21 protein-coding genes are annotated in these 23,436 nt (G+C 38.1%); 5 read left to right on the top strand and 16 right to left on the bottom strand.

Going from position 1 to position 23,436, the window contains the following annotated elements:
• The first annotated feature begins 156 nt into the window (after nt 1-156).
• Both IGI58_RS13635 and IGI58_RS13630 read left to right on the top strand, forming a co-directional pair.
• Entirely contained in the window at nt 157-987 is an 831-nt protein-coding gene (locus IGI58_RS13635; RefSeq protein WP_429952977.1) for an NUDIX domain-containing protein, read from the top strand.
• A gap of 24 nt (nt 988-1,011) precedes the next feature.
• Nucleotides 1,012-1,533, top strand: a complete 522-nt coding sequence (locus IGI58_RS13630) for a GNAT family N-acetyltransferase (protein WP_429952978.1) — start codon at nt 1,012-1,014, stop codon at nt 1,531-1,533.
• A 149-nt stretch (nt 1,534-1,682) separates the two neighbouring features.
• Here the strand turns inward: IGI58_RS13630 and IGI58_RS13625 are convergent, their stop codons facing one another.
• From IGI58_RS13625 to IGI58_RS13590, 8 genes are all read right to left on the bottom strand, one after another.
• A complete protein-coding gene (locus IGI58_RS13625) occupies nt 1,683-2,102 on the bottom strand; it encodes a GNAT family N-acetyltransferase (protein ID WP_429952979.1) in 420 nt (139 codons plus the stop codon).
• A 111-nt stretch (nt 2,103-2,213) separates the two neighbouring features.
• Nucleotides 2,214-4,082 carry an acyltransferase family protein gene (locus tag IGI58_RS13620; protein ID WP_225533012.1) on the bottom strand — a complete coding sequence of 623 codons (1,869 nt, stop codon included), beginning with the start codon at nt 4,080-4,082 and terminating at the stop codon, nt 2,214-2,216.
• A 423-nt stretch (nt 4,083-4,505) separates the two neighbouring features.
• Nucleotides 4,506-5,762 (bottom strand): threonine ammonia-lyase IlvA, encoded by a 1,257-nt coding sequence (ilvA, locus tag IGI58_RS13615; RefSeq protein ID WP_225533011.1) that lies wholly within the window; start codon nt 5,760-5,762, stop codon nt 4,506-4,508.
• A 371-nt stretch (nt 5,763-6,133) separates the two neighbouring features.
• A complete protein-coding gene (gene ilvC / locus IGI58_RS13610) occupies nt 6,134-7,129 on the bottom strand; it encodes a ketol-acid reductoisomerase (protein WP_429952980.1) in 996 nt (331 codons plus the stop codon).
• 52 nt (nt 7,130-7,181) lie between these two features.
• A complete protein-coding gene (gene ilvN, locus IGI58_RS13605) occupies nt 7,182-7,664 on the bottom strand; it encodes an acetolactate synthase small subunit (RefSeq protein WP_087639582.1) in 483 nt (160 codons plus the stop codon).
• Complete coding sequence (gene ilvB / locus IGI58_RS13600) at nt 7,665-9,359, bottom strand: biosynthetic-type acetolactate synthase large subunit (RefSeq protein WP_429952981.1); 1,695 nt, start codon at nt 9,357-9,359, stop codon at nt 7,665-7,667.
• 13 nt (nt 9,360-9,372) lie between these two features.
• The gene (gene ilvD / locus IGI58_RS13595) at nt 9,373-11,064 is read right to left on the bottom strand and encodes a dihydroxy-acid dehydratase (protein WP_087639580.1); all 1,692 of its coding nucleotides are present in this window, start codon (nt 11,062-11,064) and stop codon (nt 9,373-9,375) included.
• 410 nt (nt 11,065-11,474) lie between these two features.
• Entirely contained in the window at nt 11,475-11,990 is a 516-nt protein-coding gene (locus IGI58_RS13590; RefSeq protein WP_429952982.1) for a hypothetical protein, read from the bottom strand.
• A 212-nt stretch (nt 11,991-12,202) separates the two neighbouring features.
• On the opposite strand from IGI58_RS13590, the gene IGI58_RS13585 reads away from it, so the two are divergent.
• The 3 genes from IGI58_RS13585 to IGI58_RS13575 all read left to right on the top strand — a co-directional run bounded on the left by IGI58_RS13585 (nt 12,203) and on the right by IGI58_RS13575 (nt 14,076).
• Nucleotides 12,203-12,676: a TM2 domain-containing protein gene (locus tag IGI58_RS13585; protein ID WP_225533008.1), complete on the top strand. Its 474-nt coding sequence runs from the start codon at nt 12,203-12,205 to the stop codon at nt 12,674-12,676.
• A 177-nt stretch (nt 12,677-12,853) separates the two neighbouring features.
• A complete protein-coding gene (gene clpP, locus IGI58_RS13580) occupies nt 12,854-13,447 on the top strand; it encodes an ATP-dependent Clp endopeptidase proteolytic subunit ClpP (protein ID WP_087639577.1) in 594 nt (197 codons plus the stop codon).
• A 107-nt stretch (nt 13,448-13,554) separates the two neighbouring features.
• Entirely contained in the window at nt 13,555-14,076 is a 522-nt protein-coding gene (locus IGI58_RS13575; protein WP_429952983.1) for a DsbA family protein, read from the top strand.
• A gap of 16 nt (nt 14,077-14,092) precedes the next feature.
• Here IGI58_RS13575 and IGI58_RS13570 read toward each other — a convergent pair whose 3' ends face one another.
• The 8 genes from IGI58_RS13570 to uvrB all read right to left on the bottom strand — a co-directional run bounded on the left by IGI58_RS13570 (nt 14,093) and on the right by uvrB (nt 23,297).
• Nucleotides 14,093-14,290 carry a hypothetical protein gene (locus IGI58_RS13570; RefSeq protein ID WP_087639575.1) on the bottom strand — a complete coding sequence of 66 codons (198 nt, stop codon included), beginning with the start codon at nt 14,288-14,290 and terminating at the stop codon, nt 14,093-14,095.
• Nucleotides 14,291-14,334: 44 nt separating this feature from the next.
• A complete protein-coding gene (gene whiA / locus IGI58_RS13565) occupies nt 14,335-15,270 on the bottom strand; it encodes a DNA-binding protein WhiA (protein ID WP_087639574.1) in 936 nt (311 codons plus the stop codon).
• Between the two features lie 25 nt (nt 15,271-15,295).
• The gene (locus IGI58_RS13560; protein WP_176372749.1) at nt 15,296-16,294 is read right to left on the bottom strand and encodes a gluconeogenesis factor YvcK family protein; all 999 of its coding nucleotides are present in this window, start codon (nt 16,292-16,294) and stop codon (nt 15,296-15,298) included.
• Nucleotides 16,291-17,175 (bottom strand): RNase adapter RapZ, encoded by an 885-nt coding sequence (gene rapZ, locus IGI58_RS13555; protein WP_087639573.1) that lies wholly within the window; start codon nt 17,173-17,175, stop codon nt 16,291-16,293. The genes IGI58_RS13560 and rapZ overlap by 4 nt, the downstream gene beginning before the upstream one ends.
• Before the next feature lie 208 nt (nt 17,176-17,383).
• Nucleotides 17,384-17,590 (bottom strand): hypothetical protein, encoded by a 207-nt coding sequence (locus IGI58_RS13550; protein WP_087639572.1) that lies wholly within the window; start codon nt 17,588-17,590, stop codon nt 17,384-17,386.
• Nucleotides 17,591-18,024: 434 nt separating this feature from the next.
• A complete protein-coding gene (uvrA, locus tag IGI58_RS13545) occupies nt 18,025-20,841 on the bottom strand; it encodes an excinuclease ABC subunit UvrA (RefSeq protein WP_429952984.1) in 2,817 nt (938 codons plus the stop codon).
• Nucleotides 20,828-21,169 (bottom strand): hypothetical protein, encoded by a 342-nt coding sequence (locus IGI58_RS13540; RefSeq protein WP_429952985.1) that lies wholly within the window; start codon nt 21,167-21,169, stop codon nt 20,828-20,830. Before IGI58_RS13540 ends, uvrA begins: the two co-directional genes overlap by 14 nt.
• A 130-nt stretch (nt 21,170-21,299) precedes the next feature.
• Nucleotides 21,300-23,297 carry an excinuclease ABC subunit UvrB gene (gene uvrB / locus IGI58_RS13535; RefSeq protein ID WP_087639570.1) on the bottom strand — a complete coding sequence of 666 codons (1,998 nt, stop codon included), beginning with the start codon at nt 23,295-23,297 and terminating at the stop codon, nt 21,300-21,302.
• Between the last annotated feature and the right edge of the window lie 139 nt (nt 23,298-23,436).

Genomic DNA, 23,436 nt, shown 5'->3' with positions numbered 1-23,436 from the left:
CATGTTTTTCATTCTTATTTTTCCTTCTTGATAAAGATACGCAAAATTTTAAGATTTTTATTTTTTATCAATCATCAGTCTTTAGTTGTTTTTCTTGTTGATAATGATACAATAAAGTAAAAAGTACTTTTATCTAATTTAGAGAGGATGAGCGATTTGGTGCACTTTAATTCTAAGGAAGAAGAAAAACAATACTATGAGCAACACGCTAGTGAAGCCGAATTTTTAAATTGGTATCATCAACAAGAACTTCCTGAATATGAAAAGCCTTCTCTGACCGTAGATATTGTTTTGATGTGCTATAACAAAGAAGAGGATCAATTAAAAATATTATTGATAAAAAGAAAAGGCCATCCTTATCGAAATTCATGGGCATTACCTGGGGGATTCGTCAACCGAAATGAGTCTACTGGTGAAAGCGTACTGCGTGAAACGACTGAAGAAACAGGCGTTGTTATCTCTAAAGAAAATATTGAACAGCTGCATAGTTTCAGCAGACCTGATCGTGATCCGCGCGGCTGGGTCGTGACTGTCAGCTATTTAGCATTTATTGGAGAAGAACCATTGATTGCAGGAGATGATGCTAAAGAAGTACGTTGGTTTACGATGGAACGTGACGGAGATCTTCTTTCACTAACTAATGGCAGTGTAGAGATTATTTTGGACTTGAAAACAGGTGCTTCAAACGGCAAGGATACATTAGCTTTTGACCATAGTGAAATTATTTTAAAAGCATTTAATCGGGTTTCAAACAAAATGGAGCATGATCCGCAAGTTCTACAGGTATTGGGAAAAGATTTTACAATTACTGAAGCACGTAAAGTATTCGCTAAATTTTCTGGAGTTGACTACAAAACGATCGATCACTCAAACTTTAAAAAAGCAATGCTTCACCATTTTGAAGAAATTGGCGAGCGTCCCGTAGGAATCGGTCGTCCTTCAAAAATTTACCAGCTAAAACCTGAAAATTCATTGAATGACCACTAAATGTCATAAAGAAAGGATCATACTATGGCGACTTATCTAAGATATGCGCAACCTAATGATTTGCCTGAGCTGATAGAAATTATTGTCCGTGCAAGGCAACTTTTAGCAAAACAGAAAATTCCACAATGGCAAAATGGTGAAGGCCCAAGTGAGAATCAATTGATTTCAGATATTTCTTTGGGACACTGCTATGTCCTGGTCGTCGATCAAATGATTGTTGGTCTAGGCGTTATTTCTACCGATAAAGAACCACCTTATGAACAAATAAAAAATGGTAACTGGCAAGATACAGGTTCGTCTTATGCTGTTATCCATCGAGTTGCTCTTCATTCAGATCACCAAGGAAGAGGTTTAGCGCTGACCCTGATGAATCTGCTTGTTTCAGCCGCTAGGTTAAATGGATATTTAGATATCCGAATTGATACTCATCCTAAAAATCAAGCCATGCAACAATTGATAAAAAAAGCAGGCTTTTCGTATCAAGGGGATATCCTGTTGGAAGCACCAAATGGAGAGCGTTATGCTTATCAATTAGTCTTAACATAAGTAAAAAGGTGAAACAAACTGTTGATCAGTTGTCTCACCTCTTTATTTAACTTATTTTGACATCCTACTAAATAAAAGACTGTTCACTATCATTCTTAACTAAACATCTATCAGTGATACAACCTCAATAGATACATTTTTACTATAATTCAATGTTTCACTTTTAAATACATGCCCACACTAGAAGGACTTGTTTCAACAAATCCAAATTGTTCATATAATTTATTTGCAGGCACATCTGCAATTAGATTGACATAAGCTAGCGGGTCACATTTTTCGTTTATATAAGCCATCAGCTGCTCCATGATCTGCTTTCCTAAACCTTGTTTCTGATATTCTGGGTGGACAACAATATCAACAACTTGATAACTTGTACCGCCATCCCCTACGATTCGCCCCATTCCAACTAATCTTCCTGTCTCTTTTTCTCTAATACAGATAGAAAATAAGCTATTTTTTAATCCTAATTCACTTGCTTTTTTTCCACGTGGAGACAGACCTCCGCTTTTACGTAAATCTAGGTATTCTTCAACTTTAGGTATTTCTGTTTTTATTGACCAAAACTGCATTTTTTGTGCCTCCTTCATCCTGTTTTCTTTTATATTATACATTGGATACATAGAAAAATGGCAAAGAATCTGAACATTGACTTTTTCGTCATCATCCAGATTCTTTCAATATCATTTCAGAATTTCTTTTGCAATAAAGTTAGAATATTTGACTTGTCCATCAACATTGGGATGAACTCGGTCTTCATAAAACCACTCTTCATGTGCATTACTATAATTATACCAATCGATAACCGTTAAATTCTTATATTTCTTTTTCATGTTGTCCAACATCGTATTAACTTCGTTTTGCCATCTACGTGTTGGAACGCGAACATTGATCCAATAAACTTTTCGCTTCGTACCGATCGCTGACATAAATTCATCAAACTGTGCTTCAGTAAATGAGCCATTCGTCCCAAGCCCAACCAAAACATTGTCTTTTAATAATTTATCTTTATCCAACTTTTGAATCGTCGGAGCACTTTCATATAATTGTCTTCCCACTTCACCGTCAACAATTATTTTTGGAAAAATTTCCTGTAGTCCAGCTGCTGCATCAAGTACTACTGAATCCCCAAAAGCAGTGATCTCCATCCCTTGTGCTTTTTTGATTTCTTCAGCTGTCAAATCAACATTTATTTCTGGTGCTTTTGCTGACTGTTCTGTAGACTCAGCCGTTTTTCCTTCGTTTTTCGCTTTCTCTGCTTCTTTACGTTCTTCTGCTTTTTTCTTATTTTCTTCAATCGTTTTTTGCAGCTGCTTTTGATCAGCAGTTACTTCATTAGATGGTGCGATCGCCAGACCATATAACGCAAAACAAGTGAATACTGTGCAGATGACCGCAGTGATTTTAGCCGAAGTAAACCAAGGCTTTTTAAAGAAATCTTTGATTGCGAACCATGTATACTTATAATAAAATTTGCCTAAAGGTTTTTCAATAAAGCGATAAGAAAGCTCGCTGATGCCTAAAATCAAAGCTAGTTCGATCAATGAGTGCAATAAAACATGATCACTAAGATTTTTTATTTTGGCTTCGTAAAAAATCATCACTGGAAACTGATACAAGTAGATCCCATAGCTTCTCTTACCGATCCAAGTAAAAACGGGATTTGTCAGCCAACGATTGACGTCAGCTCCTGGATGAGCCGTAACTGCTACTAAAAGCGTAGCAAAAATACTGACAATAAACATCCCGCCGTAATAGACAAAAGAATAACGATCTGCGAAAAACAAAAACGAAGCTAATAAAACGACCAATGAAGCAATTCCGACGCCATTCAATAAATTCCTTGCTTTAGCAGGAATTTCTTCTTTCAGACGATAGCTTGGCCAAACAAAAGCCAAGCCACTCCCCATTAAAATCGAAAATAATCGCGTATCTGTTCCGTAATAAACCCTTGTGGGATCCGATCCTGGTGTGAACAAAACCGCCATCAGCACCCCAGAGATGACTGTCGCCCCCATGATCAAAGCAAAAATTTTACCACTATGTTTCACGTATTTTTTTAAGACAATAAATAACAACGGCCAAACCAGATAATTCTGTGCTTCAACTGCCAATGACCAAATGTGAGTAAAAGGAGATTGTGTAGCAAAACGATCAAAATAAGAAAAGCCTTTAAATATCTGCCACCAGTTATTATAGTAAAATACGCTGCTGGCAAAAACGCTGCGTAAATTGTTCAGTAAATCTTTTTGGAAAAGAACGATATAGGCTGATGATAGGATCAACATAGCAATCAAGCCTGGGTAAAGCCGCTTCATCCGACGAATATAAAAGCCCTTGACATCGATCGTTTCGGTCTGAAGCCATTCCTGCCTCAGCAGGTCAGTAATCAAATAACCTGAGACAGCAAAAAAAATAGGGACACCTAAATAGCCCCCATGCATTATATTTGGGAACAAGTGATAAAGAATCACGCCAATGACCGCTAGTGTCCGAATTCCATCAAATCCGGTGATATAACGGCGATCTTCTAACCTTTTATTAATATTCATTTATATTCCAACTTTACTAATATTCTATTTTGGTATTTCGAGTAATGTTTAACAAAGAGACATGATAATAAAAATGACGAATGATAGAAAAAATAATTCTGGTTTGATCAAAAAGGTGATCGAATGAAGTGAAAATGATTTTCTATCTGGCTCATGCTCATTGACAGTCGATGTTTTTGACTGATTTAATGTAGTAAGTTAAATATACGTTCTTTCGGAGGAAATGGCAAGGACTCTCTCTCCATTTTTCTACATTTTTAATCAAATTTTAGATATTTATTTTTGTAAAAAAAAATTGACTCATTTATCAGGTCATCCGCTGATAAATGATGTCAATTTCTCCCCTTCTTATTCTCGGAAATTTTTACTAAAAAACCAAAATAAAATAACAATAATTTTAAAATATAAACAATTATTTTTTCTCTAAACAAGTAATGCATATAAAGATGGATTGTCACTCAAATCAATATAATTCGGATCAAATGTAGCCATCTTTTTTAATAAATTGGATAATTCTTCTTTTTCTTTTAAAAGAATCCCCAAAATTACTGGTCCGGTTCCCCGATTCACTTTTTTCGTGTATTCGAAACGAGTGATATCATCATCAGGACCTAAAATATCGGTTACAAACTCTCTTAATGCTCCAGGCCGCTGTGGAAAGTTAATGACAAAATAATGTTTCAAACCTTCAAAAATCAACGAACGTTCTTCGATTTCTTCCATTCGATTGATATCATTGTTTCCACCACTGATAATACAGACAACTGTTTTTCCCTTGATTTCTTCCTTGATGTGTTCTAATGCAGAAACACTCAACGCCCCAGCAGGTTCCACTACGATTGCCTGCTTTGTGTAGAGCTCTAGAATCGTCGTACAAACTTGTCCTTCATCAATAGCCAGTAATCTATCTACATAGTCCATTGCATGTTCATAGGTCAGATTGCCAACTTTTTTCACCGCAGCGCCATCAACAAACTTTTCGATTTGTTCCAACATGACCGGTCCGCCTTTATCAAAAGCTGCTTTCATCGATTGAGCCCCTAGTGGTTCTACACCGATCACTTCGGTCATTGGACTTACAGCTTTTGCATATGTAGAAACACCACTGACTAAACCGCCGCCGCCGATCGCTGACAGTAGATAATCAACTTGAAATTCCGCTTCTTTTGCTTCTTTAAAGATTTCAACTGCAACGGTACCCTGCCCCGCCATGATATTTAGATCATTGAATGGATCGATAAATGCTTGATTATTCGCTTTTGCATAGTCTTTCGCCGCTGCCGCAGAGGAATCAAACGTATCACCGATCAATTTGACTGTGACTTCATCGCCACCAAAAAATTTCACTTGAGAAATCTTTTGTTGAGGAGTGGTTGTCGGCATAAAAATCGTTGCAGGAACTTTCATTTCTTGACAAGTATAGGCAACACCTTGTGCATGATTACCCGCACTCGCACAGACAACGCCGTTTTTTAGCATTTCTTGCGGTGTTTCTTTGATAGCATAATAAGCTCCACGTAACTTGAAGGAACGAACCTTTTGCAAATCCTCTCTTTTCAGATAAACATTGCATTGGTATTTTTGGGATAAGTAGATATCGTATTGTAATGGTGTTTCAGTTACGACTTCCTTTAATGTATGATACGCATCTTCTATTTTTTCTCGTGTTAATTGTGACAACTGTTCCACTACCTTTCATATAGCCAGAAAAAGGCTGAGACTAAAGTGTTTAGCTCCAAGAACCAATTAGGTACTTTGCAACACTGTTTATCAGCAGCAAGTCTTTGCTGAGAAAGCATCCACTTATTCTTCGTTGTGTTTTACAGTAATTTCAGCTTATTTCCGAATCTTTCAACTCTTAGGAGTTTAGGACTTAGAATGTTGCTAGCTTTACTTTGTTCTTTGAACAGTAGTGAAACTATATGCATTAGCTGATGTGATCGAAGCGTAGCCGTAGTAGTTGCTTTTTCTCGCCATTTATTTAGGTTTAGAGAGCGAAACAAAACGGATGTTTAGTTTTGTCCCGCTCTCTTTATCCATTTGCTACCTATTTAGTCTTCTCTAGAAACAAAAGGCATCATTTTACGTAGTTCTGCTCCAACTTTTTCAATTGGATGTCCAGCATTTTCTTTACGCATTTGATTAAATTCTTTAAAACCATTTTTGTTATCGTCAATGAAGCCTTTAGCAAATTTTCCATTTTGAATGTCTGTCAAAACATCTTTCATATTCGCTTTTGCTTCTGCTGTAACAACTCGTGGACCTGAAACATAATCTCCATATTCCGCAGTATTTGAGATAGAGTGACGCATTTTCTCAAATCCTCCTTCATAAATAAGATCTACGATCAATTTTAATTCATGACAAACTTCAAAATAGGCTAATTCTGGTTGGTAACCTGCTTCTGTCAACGTTTCGAAACCAGCTTCGATCAAACTAGTCAAACCGCCGCATAAAACTGCTTGTTCACCAAATAGATCTGTTTCTGTTTCTTCTTTAAAGGTTGTTTCAAGTACTCCTACACGCGTTGCGCCGATTCCTTTTGCGTAAGATAAAGCAACATCACTAGCATGACCAGAAGCATCTTGATAAACTGCAAACAATGCAGGTACGGCAAAACCTTCTGTAAATGTCCGGCGAACAAGATGCCCCGGTCCTTTAGGAGCAACTAAGAAAACATCCACATCTTTGGGTGGTGTGATCACATCAAAATGAATATTGAATCCATGTCCAAACGCTAAGGCATTGCCTGCTTCTAAGTTTGGTGCAATCTCATTGTCATAAAGATCTCCTTGGATTTCATCCGGGGCTAAGATCATCACAACATCTGCTTTTTTAGATGCTTCTGCTACTGGAAAAACATCAAACCCATCGTTACGAGCTACTTCAGCTGATTTTCCTTCGCGAATACCAATGATGACTTGGTTTCCATTATCTCTTAGATTTTGCGCGTGAGCATGTCCCTGAGAACCGTAGCCAATGACTGCGATCGTTTTTCCTTCTAATTGATTTTTTTCTACTGAATTATCATAATATACTTTTGCCATGTTGAACCCTCCAAATTTTTTATGCTTATAAGCTTATGCTTAAAACCCTTTTCTAATTGTTGCCTCTTGTAAATCCTGTAACGCCAGTACGTGCAAGCTGTTTGATGCCATATGGTGCGACCACATCAACAAATGCACTGATCTTTTCACTGGTACCCGTAACTTGAATAACAACTGAACGTGTTCCAACGTCGATGACATTTGCTCGAAATGGATCGATGACTGAAAATAATTCTGCCCGAACCGCAGCAGGTGCGTTGACTTTAACTAATGCCAATTCTCTCTCTAAATGAGCTTCGTCTGTGATATCAGAAACTTTGATCACATCGATTTGTTTGTTTAATTGCTTTGTGACCTGTTCACTTTCATTTAAATCCGCTACCTGAACAACTATCGTTATTCTTGAAACATGTTCTTGCTCTGTTGGACCAACTGAGATACTGTCAATATTCACCTGTCTTCGTGTCAATACCCCACTAAAACGGTTCAGCACACCAGAATTATTGTTAACTGTTGCAGTGATAATGCGCCTCATTTACTCCACCCCCAACATCTGATAGTTCGCTTTTCCAGCTGGAACCATCGGCAGCACGTGTTCTGTCGGAGAAACCATTACTTCGATAAGTATTGGTCCATTTTCCTTGAAGGCTTCTGTCAGCGCCTTCTCCAACATTTTCGGATCATCGATTTTAACACCTTTGATATGATATGCTTCAGCCATTTTTACGAAATCAGGCTGACTGGAAAAAACAGACTCTGAACGGCGATTATTGAAAAAGCTCTCTTGCCACTGACGAACCATCCCTAAGGACTGATTATTTAAAATGACGATTTTGATCGGAATATTATACTCATTTAAAATGGCTAATTCTTGATTCGTCATTTGGAAGCCGCCATCGCCAACAAATAAGACAACTTCTTTATCTGGACAACCTAGTTTTGCGCCAATTGCTGCTGGAACACCGTACCCCATTGTTCCAAGCCCTCCACTAGTGACTAGCTGCTTTTCATTTTTAAATGGATAAAATTGAGCCGCCCACATTTGATGCTGCCCAACATCTGTCGCAACGATCGCTTCTCCTTTGGTTAATTCACCAATGAATTCAATTACTTTTTGCGGCTTGATTTCTGCCTCTTGTTCTTTATCGTATTTAAATGGATGTAATTTTTTTCTTGAGAGATTCAGTTTGTTCCAATCATTCCAGCCACCACAAGTCACATCGATCTTCAACATTTCCTTCAACGTCTCTTTGGCATCAGCTACGATCGGGATCTGAGTATCGATGATTTTTCCGATTTCAGCGGGATCGATATCTACATGTGCAATTATTGCATTTGAAGCGAATTCTTTCGGTGCACTTGCCAATCGGTCATCAAAACGCGATCCAATATTAATCAATAGATCACAATCAGTTAATGCCATATTCGCCGCGAAAGATCCATGCATCCCGCCCATTCCTAAGAACAACTCTTGCTCCGTCGGGATCGCTCCTAATCCAAGCAAAGAACTCAATGCTGGCAGTTGATATTTCGTGATAAATTCAACTAGCTCTTTTCCAGCATCTGCATGTAAAACACCCGCTCCTACAAGCACTAACGGTTTTTTAGCAACAGCTAATGCTTCCATTAGTTTTTTTACTTGCAGTTTATTTGGTTTGACCGTCGGCTGATAACTTGGCAAATGAAGTTTGACCTCAATATCGGCTTCCGCCTCCATTACAGTCATATCTTTTGGTAAATCGATCACGACTGGTCCTTTTCTACCTGTAGTTGCAATGTGAAAAGCCTCTTCAATGATTCTTGGCAATTCCTTTGTATCACGAACTTGGTAATTATTCTTCGTGATCGGCATGGTCAAGCCAATAACATCCGCTTCTTGAAATGCATCTTTTCCAATACCATCAGTGATCACTTGCCCTGTAAAAACGACCATCGGAATTGAATCACTCATGGCATCTGCAATACCTGTTATCGCATTTGTTGCTCCAGGTCCGCTTGTAACGATAACCACTCCTGGTTTACCTGTTGCTTTTGCATAGCCTTCTGCTGCATGAACTGCTCCTTGTTCATGTCGTGTCAAGATATGAGGAATGTCCCCATCATATAAAGCATCATATAGAGGAAGTACTGCACCACCTGGATAACCAAAAATCATTTCAACCTTTTGTTTCAACAACGCATCAATCAAAATCTTTGAGCCGCTTTTCATTTTTTTCTGTTGTTCTGCCATGAACTTCCCTCCTCTAGTCTAGCAGGTCTTCTGGAATCTGCATGATTCCTCCTGTGTGAGCTGATGTGACCAATGCTGTATAACGCGCCAAGTATCCTGTTTTTACTTTCGCTTTGAATTTTGGTAAATGGTCATTTCGTTTAGCTAGCTCTTCATCAGAAACATGTAATTCTAATGTGCGATTAGTTAAATCTATCTCAATTTCATCTCCGTCTTCAATTAAAGCAATGGGGCCGCCAGCTGCTGCTTCAGGTGAAATATGTCCTACTGCGATTCCGCGCGTAGCACCTGAAAATCGGCCATCTGTGATCAGAGCCACATCTTTACCTAAACCACGTCCGACAATACTTGATGTTGGCGCCAGCATTTCCGGCATTCCCGGTCCGCCCTTTGGTCCTTCATAACGAATTACCACTACATGTCCTTTTTTCACTGTATGGTTATCGATTGCTTCAACCGCTTCATCATGAGAGCTGAAACAGATCGCTTTACCGACAAATTTCTTGATCGATGGATCAACTCCACCAACCTTTATTACGCTGCCTTTTGGTGCAATATTTCCGTAAAGGATCGATAACCCACCGACTGGGCTGTATGGATTTTCTTTCGGATGGATGACTTCTTCATTTTTGATCACTGCATCCTGAACATTTTCTCTGATCGTCTTTCCTGTTACAGTGATTCTATCTGGATGAATTGCATTCCCCAAATCAACTAGTTCTTTCATGATCGCTGGTACTCCTCCAGCTTCATGTACATCGTGCATGGAGTAAGCAGAAGAAGGAGCAATTTTTGAAAGATACGGAACTCGTTTGGCGATTTCATTGACTTCTTCAAGGTTGTAATCAATTTCTGCTTCATTCGCAATCGCCAATGTATGCAAAACAGTATTCGTAGAGCCGCCCATAGCCATGTCCAATGCAAAAGCATCATCGATTGCTTCTTTAGTGACGATATCTCTTGGTTTGATTTGCTTTTTAACTAAGTCCATCAGATGGAATGCTGACTTTCTAACCAATTCCTTTCGTTCATCAGAAACTGCTAAAATCGTCCCATTCCCTGGAAGAGCCAATCCCAAGACTTCCATTAAACAATTCATAGAATTTGCTGTAAACATGCCCGCACAAGAGCCGCAAGTTGGACAAGCATTTTCTTCCATGAACTTAAATTCTTCTGCTGTCATCTTTCCTTCTTTAAAAGTCCCGACTGCTTCAAACATAGAAGATAAGGTCGTCGTATGTCCTCTTGGGTCGACTCCTGCTTTCATTGGTCCACCGGAGCAAAAAATCGCTGGTACATTCGTTCGAACACTAGCCATGAGCATACCTGGCGTAATTTTGTCGCAATTTGGAATATAGAAAACACCGTCAAACCAATGAGCATTGATCACTGTCTCCGCTGCGTCCGCAATGATCTCTCTACTTGGTAATGAATATCGCATACCAATGTGCCCCATCGCGATCCCGTCATCAACGCCGATCGTATTGAATTCAAAAGGAATTCCTCCTGCTTCACGAATCGCTTCCTTAGCAACATCCGCTAATTCTCTTAGATGAACATGTCCAGGCACAATATCAATATACGAATTGCAAATCGCAATAAATGGCTTCTCCATATCTCTGGCATTTTTTACTTGTCCAGTTGCATATAGCAAACTTCTTGCCGGTGCTGCTTCGATTCCTTTTTTTATTTGATCACTACGCATTCTTCATCCACTCCAATTCAGTTAACTTTCTTTACATTGTTTTCTACAAAAAAAACATCCCAATCATAATGAATGGGATGTCTTAGTAAGAATCCCATTTACCAAAGACAAACAGGACTCAAACATCTGCAAAATTTCTCAGTGTTCTAAGTCCTTCACGATAAAATAATGACTAATACGTGGTTGTTGTTGGTCTTCTTCATGGCAATGGTCTCCTCGTTCAAAATCTATAAAGATTAAAATTCAATGTGATAAACAAAAGCTTTTGTTAACTATAAACCTAATAAATGAGATTGTCAATAAAAAATGGTGAAAAATGTCAGAAAATTCTAAAAATGTTTGTTGTTGTTTTTTGACTTTATGTTTCATAAATAAAAAAAGCCGTACCTTTCACTTAAGGTACGGGCTTTTTAGCTCTTTTGGAAATAATACAGCGGTTTGTGCGACAGACGTTTCATTTGTCTTTTTTTATCTTCGATGATCGTCAACAACTCTTCTGAAAAAGTTTCTAAAATCAATTTTCCACCCTTATAGGTACTTCCACCCATTGAGATGACTTCATCTGGGGTCAAAATTACTTTTCTGTGAGCAATCTTTTTGAAAAACTCTTCGACTAGATAAGTAGGAAGATAGAAATTGTTTTGCGCAGAAAAAGATTCCAAATATATAAAGTCGTCGATGCTGATGTAACAATCATCCATAGAAATAAAGTTAACAGATTTATCGACATAAATATCTCTCTTTTGCAAAATTTCATTGATTTTTTTGTTCAAAAGATTCAATGTTTCGATTTCTTTGACGAAATGTTCCAGCTCACGATAACGTGCTACTTTTCGTTCTTCAAACGTCACTCGTAAAGCAACGCTGATCGACACAATCACTGCGCCAACTAATACGCCTGTTATGCCTGCGATAAAAACAACCATCCGAATCCCCTCACTCTTCTTTACTTGCTTTTTTAGTATAACATACTCTTTCACAAGCGTAAAAACATAGGACAAAAAAATAAAAAGGATTCATTTACTTAAAAATTTTCAATTCTTTTTGAAACGTGATCTTTAAAAGTTATATAGATTACTTTATAAGTTGATGATATAATATAATGGTAATTATATTATTATAAAGTGGGGATTTAAAAATGGGGAAAAAAGTGATTAAATTGGATTTTGAGGAAGTTATTATTGCTAATGAGGATGGGAGTACGATCAGAGCTCCTTATGAATGGTTGAACTTCAAACCAGAAATTGGGGATTTGGTTGAAGTATTTGAAGATGGCGATGAACTGATCATCCATAAAACAGAAGCAAAAACAAATGCAGAAAATCTGCAAGACAAAATCAACATCAATATTGTCAATGAAAACAATAATACTCAATCAGTTGGTGGTTATGTACAACAAGGTAGAGTAGTCAATAAATGGATTTATTTCATTCTAGCATTTTTCTTAGGCTGGATCGGTGCTCATAAATTCTACTCTGGTTTTTCTGGAAAAGGCATTATGTATCTTGTTTTCAGTTGGACTGGCATTCCAGCTCTTATTGCTTTCTTCACTGCGATCATAACTTTATTGAAGCCTGCTGACCAAAATGGCAACATTGTTGTCACTTCATAATATTTATTTTGAGAATAATAATAGAAGGCAGAAACACGACTCAACGTTTCTACCTTCTATTTTTTCAGTTCATTTAAGTTGACCTTTTTTGACCAATAAAGTATACTTTTTTTAAGCATTCAGGTATGCTTTGTGATAAAATGATTTGAAGAGCTTTTTATATAGGAGGAATATACTATGAACTTAATACCAACAGTCATTGAACAGTCATCTCGTGGAGAAAGAGCTTATGATATTTATTCACGATTATTAAAAGATAGAATCATTATGTTAAGTGGTCCGATCGATGATAATGTAGCCAACTCAGTAATTGCTCAATTATTATTTTTGGATGCACAAGACTCTGAAAAGGACATTTACATTTACATCAATTCCCCTGGCGGAAGTGTTTCTGCCGGTTTAGCAATTTTTGATACGATGAATTTTGTTAAAGCAGATGTCCAAACGATCGTACTTGGGATGGCCGCATCAATGGGCAGCTTTTTACTAACTGCTGGTCAAAAAGGTAAACGTTTTGCCTTGCCTAATGCTGAAATCATGATCCATCAACCACTTGGTGGTGCACAAGGACAAGCGACAGAAATCGAAATCGCTGCAAAACATATCTTGGATACACGTGACCGTTTGAACAAAATCTTGGCTGAGCGAACTGGTCAGCCTTTAGAAGTCATCGAACGCGACACAGATCGTGACAACTTCATGACAGCTCAACAGGCAAAAGAATACGGCTTGATCGATGAAGTAATGGAAAATAGCAGTGCCTTAAGCTAAACCTAAAATCAGATGTCCAAAATTCTTTTCCGGATTTTGGACATTTTTATTTCAACTCAGACTAAAAAGCGCTACACTATAAGTAAAGAAATGAAAGGATGTATAACATGGATATCTCAATTATCGATGCAACAAAAGTCACTACAAAAAATGGTTTAGTCATTGGTCAAGAATCAGCTCCAATAAAGATGGTCGAATTTATGAATGTTCGTTGTCCCTACTGTAAAAAATGGTTTGAAGACTCTTTTGACCTTTTAGAAAAATATGTTAAAGAAGGAAAAGTTCAGCGTATTATCAAACTATTTGATAAAGAGAAAGAAACATTACAGCCTGGAAACGTGATGCATCACCACATTGATTACGACTTACCAGAAAGAGGATTACTTAGTTTAAAACAAATGTATGACACGCAAGATCAATGGGGGCATCTTTCATTAGCAGATGTTGCCGTCTTTGCCCAAGATAACCTACAGCTAGCCGAAAAGAAAAATCCTGCAATGATCGATGCTGTGATCGCTGAAGCAAATGCTGCTAATATCAAATTTGTTCCAACGATCGTTATTGGTGAACATATCTTTGATGAATCTGTTACAACGGAAGAATTGATCAGCTACATTGAAGGTAAATAAAAAAACAAAGACAAAGCTATTGTGGCTTTGTCTTTGTTTTTTGTTCTTGTTTTCTCTTTAGTTTCTTTTCAGCGAGCGAATCCTGAGTTTCTTTTTGGGCGTCTTCACTAAAATTCAAGATTTTATCTACATCTTCTTTACCTAAAAATTCGCCCAAACCTTCGCCTAATTGTTTGATTTGCCGCATAATAAAGTCTTTATCCTCAACACCCATTTCTTTCACCTGATTTCTATTTTTTAGTTCACGTAACTTTCCAGCTATGCACTTTTTTCTCTAAGTTTTTCAGCAAATTCATTGATTTTCCTGATTCGATGATTGATTCCCGATTTTGAAATTGCACCTGAAGGAATCATCTCACCAAGTTCTTTCAGACTGACTTCCGGATATTCCAAACGCAATTCAGCGATTTCCTGTAATTTTTCCGGTAGAGCCGTTAAGCCTACCACACTTTCAATATACTGGATATTTTCAATTTGTTTTGATGCAGCATCGATCGTCTTATTTAAGTTCGCTGTTTCGCAATTGACCAAACGATTAACAGAATTGCGCATATCCCGCACGATTCGGACATCTTCAAATTTTAACATCGAATTCGTTGCACCGATCAATGTTAAAAAATCAGCGATCCGTTCTGCACCTTTCAAATAAGAAATATAGCCGTTTCTTCTCTCTAGCGTCCGTGCATTCAAATCATAATAATTCAGCATTTGACAAATATCTTCATTGTGTTCTTCATAAATAGAAAATATTTCTAAATGGTAACGACTGGTTTCAGGATTATTGACTGAGCCAGAAGCCATAAAAGCACCTCGTAAATAAGATCTCATCTTTTGGGCATTCCCCATGATTTCATCTGATACATGGCTATTGAACATCATTCCATCTAAAATATCTAAATCTGCAAGAACGTCCTTAGTTCCCTGTTTTAAACGAACAATATAAACATTGTTCTTCTTCAGCTTCATTTTTTTTCGAACGAGTAACTCCGATCGTACGTCATAATGATCTTTTAAAAGAGAATAAATACGTCTTGCGATCGCAGCATTTTCTGTTTGGACATTCAACACGAATTGCTGATTCACGATGCTTAGTGACCCATTCATTCGAATCAATGCAGCAAGTTCTGCTCTAGCATGTTCCCGATGGACTTCTAACGTCGTTAGTTCTTTCTTCACATCTGAGGCAAAAGACATTTTTCTCTCCCCCTCTCTTTTCCTTTTAGTACCTTGCTCCAAAAACGATTCGGAACAACTCGTCAACTACCTTATCACCATCATGAAAAACGCCACCGTCTCTTAATTTCAGAAAATCAGTAGAAATCACTCGGCAGCCTTCCGATCTTAATTTTTGAAAGTCATGCTCCACTTGTACAAGATACTCATCATAAACGTCCGGATCCATGTATCCGTCAGGTACTTTTTCTGTGTTGACTAATACCGTATCAACAAACTTACTTTTGAGATGATCGTGTAAAACACAAACATGATCTGCATCTGTAAAGTGTTCAGTTTCACCTTTTTGTGTCATGATATTACAAATATACACGACTTCACCTTCTGCATTGATAATGGCATCTCCAATTTCACTGATCACCAAGTTTGGCAAAATACTAGTAAATAAACTTCCCGGACCTAAAACGATCATGTCTGCTTCTTCAATTGCTTTTACTACTTTTCTAGCAGCTTTTGGCTGTTCATCGTCGTTTGTATTTGTTACAAAAACATAATCGATCGTTTTCCTGTCTACAGCAATATTCGATTCACCAACTGCCACTGTTCCATCTTTGAAAACAGCATGTAAGGTCAATGGTCTTTCTGATGAAGGAAAAATATGTCCATCCACATGCATCATTTTTGATAACAATTGGATCGCTTCATACGTACTACCACGCATTTCAGAAACTGCGGCAATAATTAAATTGCCGATCGCATGATTAGCAAAATACTTATCTGATTTATCAAAACGATATTGAAAAATATCTTCATACAACTGCGGCATATCTGATAAAGCAACGAGCACATTACGTAGATCACCAGGAGGAGTCAGGTTCATTGATTCCCGGATTTCACCACTACTGCCTCCATCATCAGCAACTGTTACAACAGCAGTGATATCCGCGCTTTGATTTCTCAAGCTTTTTAAAATAACAGGCAGCCCAGTACCCCCACCGACAACAACGATCTTAGGCTTTCTGATCCGGTAAGTTTTCATTTTCATGAGCGGTTCACCGTCTCTTTCCGTTTTCCTTTATCACGATGAGTAATGTTCACATGATACTCCTTACCAAGTTCATTGCCTACTCGTTCTGTCAAAGCGACCGAACGATGTTGTCCGCCAGTGCAGCCGATTGCGATCGTGATACTTGATTTGCCTTCTTTTTCATAGCCAGGCATCACGTGTTGCAATAGATCGATGAAGCGAGTATAAAATTCTTCTGTTTCTGGAAAACTCATAACATAGTCGTAAACAGATTTATCTTGCCCAGTCAATGGTCTCAACTCTGGTATATAGTGAGGGTTTGGTAAAAAACGTACATCCATTACAATATCTGCATCGATCGGCAGACCATATTTAAACCCAAACGACACCATCTCCACACGAAACCCATGTGTGTCGCGTGTTTTAAATTCTTCATTGATTCGTTCTCTTAGTTGTCTTGGAGAAAGATCCGTTGTATCGATGACGACCTGAGCGTCTCCTCTGATTTCTTCCAGAATCGCACGTTCTTTTCTGATCCCTTCTGTGACCAAGCCATCCATAGCTAACGGATGTGCACGTCTAGTTTCTTTATAGCGCGAAACTAACTCTTCATCAGTTGCATCTAAAAACATGATCGTCGTATCGATCAAATTCGTATTTTCAAGTTCGACCAACATATCCTGAATTTCTCTAAAGAAATTACGCGAACGTAAATCGATCACCAAAGCAATTTTAGTTACTTTGCCTGATTCCTTGATCAATTCCCAAAATTTGGGAATCAGACTTGGCGGCATATTATCGATACAAAAATATCCCATATCTTCAAAACTTTGAATTGCGACAGTTTTACCTGCTCCGCTCATTCCAGTGATTATTACTAATTGTAAATTATCAGCCATTTTACAGCGCCCCTTTAATAGCATTTGACTAATTATAACATTCCGGGCGTATCAATGAAAGCTTTTCAACCATTCCAGTCTTTTACATTGGCTATCTTTAAATAAAAATAACCATTTGACATCAGATCAAACAAAAAAAGCAAAGCAGAAATTTTCTATTTCCGTTTGCTTTTACGATATACATATTATAAAAATAATAAAGGAACGATTATACATCTTCGATTACATTTAAATAATCCAAGCTTAAAATCGGATCGTCACACTTGATATTCGAACGGTCGGTTGGGTGACATTTAAGAACTCTTACTTCCAAGTCATCTTCTTTTTTAGAGATGGCTTCTCCAATAAAGAACCAAGAAAAGTTTGAGCCATGACAAACATAATGAGCGCCAATCTTAATTTCTCTTTTTTCCAAGAAAAATCATCCTTCCATACTTTTTTCGTATGTATAGAATATCATGATTTTATTCAAATGTACCGTCCAACATACGTATATAATTTACCTTTTTTTGACTATTTTTAAATTAAAGTTATTAAAAAACAAGAGTTTCTCCATCTTGTTCATTTTTTTCTCATTTACTTTTGGTTTTTATTTACTTTTTTCACATCTAAAATAAATATAAGAAACAAAAAAACAGTTTTCAAATAAATGAAAAACTGTTTTTTCTTTTTTGAACGGGTTATTTATAGAAGGAAAGATATATACCAATTAGGTTGAACAATATATCTACCTGTGAGTGATTTTACTGTATGAAAATGAAGAAATCAAGACTACTCACTAAATTTCCTCTAATCTTCACATATTCTTTAAGTTTTGTAAAATCACTTCCTAAATGGAGTAGACCAATATCATAGAACCCGTTTCAAATATTTACCAGTATAGCTAGTTTTGACTTTCGCAATATCTTCCGGCGTTCCAGTGGCAACGATCGTTCCTCCACCATCTCCGCCTTCTGGACCAAGATCGATCACATGATCTGCTGACTTGATGACATCTAGATTATGCTCGATAACTAATACAGTATTTCCCGCCTCAACTAATCTCTCCAATACAAGCAGCAAACGAGCAATATCATCCGTATGCAGACCAGTGGTTGGTTCATCCAAGATATAGAAGTTTTTACCATTGGAATTTTTGTGCAGTTCACTAGCCAGCTTCATCCGTTGTGCTTCCCCACCTGATAATGTCGTTGCGGGCTGTCCTAACGTCACATAACCTAATCCTACATCAACGATTGTTTTTAATTTGCGATGAATCTTAGGAATATGTTGGAAAAAGTCTACAGCATCTTCCACTGTCAAATCAAGAATATCAGCAATCGTTTTGCCTTTATAATGGACTTCTAACGTTTCAGAGTTATAGCGTTTCCCATGACAAACTTCACAAGGAACATATACATCAGGTAAAAAGTGCATTTCGATCTTGATGATTCCATCTCCGCGACAAGCTTCACAGCGACCACCTTTTACGTTAAAGCTAAAACGGCCTTTTTTATAGCCACGCACTTTTGCTTCATTCGTTTTTGCAAACAAATCACGGATGTCATCGAAAACACTTGTATAGGTCGCAGGATTACTACGCGGTGTTCGACCGATCGGACTTTGGTCGATATCAATGATTTTTTCGATTTCTTTATAGCCTGTGATACTCTTATGCTTTCCAGGTTTATTAGAATTACGGTTGAGTTTTTGTGCCAAGGCCTTTTTTAAGATCTGATTAACTAATGTACTTTTCCCCGAGCCAGAAACACCGGTCACTGCAACAAATTCACCTAAAGGAAATTCAACAGTTACATTCTTCAAATTATTCTCTGCTGCACCAGTAACCTTGATTTTTTTACCATTCCCTTTTCGACGCTCTTTTGGTACCGGAATGACTTTTTTACCGGATAGATACTGACCTGTCAACGATTTAGGATTTTCCGCTACCTCATCAGGGGTTCCGGCTGCAACGATTTCTCCACCAAGGTGGCCTGCGCCCGGACCTACATCGATCAAATAATCAGAAGCCCGCATTGTATCCTCATCATGTTCTACAACAATCAGTGTATTTCCTAAATCCCGCATCTTTTTGAGTGACTCGATCAAACGGTCATTATCTCGCTGATGGAGACCGATCGATGGTTCATCCAATATATATAAAACGCCAGATAAATTGGAACCGATCTGTGTAGCTAAACGAATCCGCTGTGCTTCTCCGCCGGACAAGGTTCCCGCAGCTCGACTAAGAGTCAAATAATCTAAACCAACATTTTGCAGAAAATTCAACCGATCTTTTACTTCCTTTAAAATCGGTTTGGCAATCATTTGCTCTTGTTCAGATAAAGTGACTGTTTCAAAAAAGTTTACTGCTTTTTTGATTGCTAATTCACTGATTTGTCCAATATTTGTATTATCGATTTTTACAGAAAGAGCTTGTGGGTTTAAGCGATAACCTTTACACGTCGTACAAGTCAATTCAGTCATGTATAAACGCATTTGATCACGCGTGAAATCACTATTCGTTTCATGATAACGGCGCTTGATATTCGTTAAGACACCTTCAAAAGGTACTTCAACATCACGAACACCGCCAAAATCATTTTCATAATGGAAATGAAAAACTTCTCCACTAGACCCATTCAAAATAATATCCTGATGCTCTTCTGGTAATTCACTGAATGGTGTATCCATATCGATATTAAAACTTTCAGCTGCTTGCTCCAGCATATGCGGATAATATTGCGAGCTGATCGGATTCCAAGGAACAATCGCTCCTTCACGTAAGGTTTTAGTCCCATCAGGGATCACTAAGTCCTTATCTACTTCCAATTTATTTCCCAACCCATCACAATCAGGGCAGGCGCCAAATGGAGCATTGAAAGAAAACAATCTCGGCTCAAGCTCGCCAACAGTAAACCCACAATAAGGACATGCATAGTGTTCGCTAAACAGCATTTCTTCACCGTCGATCACATCTACTAATGCATAACCGTCAGCTAAACGTAATGCCGCTTCAAATGAATCAAATAAGCGTGAACGAATGCCGTCTTTCACTACGATTCGGTCGATCACTATAGAAATATCATGCTTCTTATTTTTCTCAAGTTCAGGAGCTTCGCTAACATCATATGTTTCTCCATCTACTCGCATCCGAACATAGCCTTCACGCTGGATCATTTCGAAAATTTTCTTATGTTGCCCTTTTTTCTTCACGATCACAGGTGCCAAGATTTGGATCTTTGTTTTTTCCGGCAATTCTAAGACTTTATCCACCATTTGTTCAACTGATTGACTGGTGATCTCAATATTGTCATTCGGACATATTGGATGTCCAACACGAGCAAACAATAATCTTAAATAATCATTGATCTCCGTCACCGTACCAACAGTTGAGCGCGGATTTTTACTAGTAGTTTTTTGATCGATGGAAATTGCTGGACTTAATCCATCAATACTATCGACATCTGGTTTATCCATTTGACCTAAAAATTGTCTAGCATAGGCAGAAAGACTTTCCACATATCGGCGTTGACCTTCTGCATACAAGGTATCGAAAGCAAGTGAACTTTTCCCAGAACCTGATAAACCTGTCACTACAACCATCTTATCTCGCGGAATTGTAACATCTATATCTTTTAAATTATGTGCGCGTGCACCATGAATAACGATTTTATCGTTTGCCATTACTTCTCTCCTTTTCACTTTTTGGTCCGATGTCCCTTACTTCTAAGCGAATAAATTCGCAAGAGTAACGGCTCTCCTTTTTACTTGTTGGTCCGATGTCCATTACTTCTACACGAATAAATTCGTAAGAGTAATGGCTCTCCTTTTCACTTTTTGGTCCGATGTCCATTACCTCTACACGAATAAATTCGTAAGAGTAATGGCTCTCCTTTTTACTTATTGGTCCGACGTCCATTACTTCTACACGAATAAACTCGTAAGAGTAATGGCTCTCCTTTATGTTTATTGGTCTGATGATCATTCCTGTGAAACACAGCGTTACTGTCATTTTTGTACTGATACTTGCTCGTCTGCAAAAAAAGTATCATTGAACAGTGCGTGTCGGTTTTTAGAACAATCGATTCCTATGATTTTCTATTTCCTTCGGCCGAGTTTTCTTATGTTTCAAAGAAATCAGTTTAATCTGCTGCTTTTAGCTCTAAGATCGTATCTCTCAGCGTAGCGGCTGTTTCAAAGTCCAGCGCTTTTGCAGCATCTTTCATTTCTTTTTCCAGTTTCATCAATAAATCTGCTTTTTCCTGACGAGTCATTTCATGGTAAGACTTATCGATCTTGAATGGTTCATTCTTTTCATTGTTCGCCTTAGAAATCGAAATCAATTCCCGAATCTCTTTGATGATCGTTTTCGGCACGATCCCGTGTTCTTCATTATATTTCTCTTGAATCGAACGGCGACGAGCTGTTTCATCCATCGCTTTTTGCATCGAATCAGTTATTTTATCCGCGTACATGATCACTCGACCATCTGAATTCCGCGCCGCTCTTCCGATCGTCTGAACAAGTGAACGCTCACTTCTCAAGAAGCCTTCTTTATCAGCATCTAAAATAGCGATCAATGATACTTCCGGTACATCAAGTCCTTCTCTTAGTAAGTTGATCCCGACTAACACATCGAATTCTCCTAAACGTAGATCTCGAATGATCTCCGTTCGTTCCAATGTTTTGATATCACTATGCAGATACTTGACCTTGATCCCTAATTCTTTGAAGTAATCTGTTAGATCCTCTGACATTTTTTTCGTGAGTGTAGTAACAAAAACCCGTTGGTTCTTCGCTACACGTTCATTGATTTCACCAACCAGATCATCGATTTGTCCCATGATCGGACGAACTTCGATCAATGGATCTAGTAAGCCAGTTGGACGAATGATCTGCTGGATCACAGTATCCGTCTGTTCATGTTCATATGGCCCTGGAGTTGCTGAAACATACACGATTTGATGAACATGCTCTTCAAATTCTTCCAACCTAAGCGGGCGATTATCCAATGCACTTGGTAAACGGAAACCATAGTCGACCAGCATTTGTTTTCTTGCTCGGTCTCCATTGTACATCCCTCTGATTTGAGGCATCGTCACATGTGATTCATCAATCACTAACAGAAAGTCATCCGGGAAGAAATCCAGTAATGTATATGGCGGCTCCCCTTCTGAACGACCATCCATGTGACGGGAGTAATTCTCGATGCCGGATGTGTAGCCCATTTCACGCATCATTTCAATGTCATAATTCGTTCGTTGTTCCAAACGTTGTGCTTCTAATAATTTATTTTCACTACGTAATACTTTTAATCGCTCATCTAATTCTGCTTGAATCTGAGAAATAGCATGCTCCATATGATCTTCATTCGTCACAAAGTGAGTTGCTGGGAAAATTGCTACATGCTCTGTCTCTGCAATTATTTCTCCCGTCAACGCATCCACTTCTCTGATTCGTTCGATCTCATCACCAAAAAATTCGACTCTTAACGCATGCTCATCTCTAGATGCCGGAAAAATTTCAACCACATCTCCCCGAACTCTAAAACGGCCCCGCTGAAAGTCAATATCATTACGCTCAAATTGAATATTGACCAAGTTCGTCAACAATTGACTACGATCCATCTCCATACCTACACGAATCGATACAACTTGTTCACTATATTCTTTAGGGTCTCCCAAACCAAAGATACAAGAAACCGAAGCAACAACGATCACATCATTTCTTTCTAATAATGAGCTTGTTGCTGAGTGACGTAATTTATCGATTTCATCATTGATACTGGCATCTTTTTCTATATATGTATCGCTGGAAGGAACATAAGCCTCTGGCTGGTAATAATCATAATAACTGACAAAATACTCGACCGCGTTATTCGGGAAGAATTCTTTGAATTCACCATAAAGCTGTCCAGCTAATGTCTTATTATGCGCGATGACCAGAGTTGGCTTATTGACCTCTGTGATTACATTAGAAATGGTAAATGTCTTACCTGTTCCTGTCGCTCCAAGTAGAATCTGAGCTTTCTCGCCGCCTTCGATCCCTTCTGTCAATCGCTTGATTGCCTCCGGCTGATCACCATCCGGCTGATACTTTGAGACTAAGTCAAATGTATTGGAGGTTTCTCTTTCTATCATTCAACATCCTCCTCTGAATAATTTACTGGCTGCTTCCATTCAATCATTAGCCAATGACAATAGATACAATTTTCTAAAATCACTACTAGTGAATTGAAGGGAAACCTCTGAAAATATTTTACCATACCGAACATATTTT

The organism is Enterococcus sp. AZ020 (assembly GCF_050499205.1).
Lineage (GTDB): Bacteria > Bacillota > Bacilli > Lactobacillales > Enterococcaceae > Enterococcus_L > Enterococcus_L dunnyi.
Note: the sequence above shows the minus strand (reverse complement) of the source record. Positions and strands in the feature narration are given on the sequence as shown.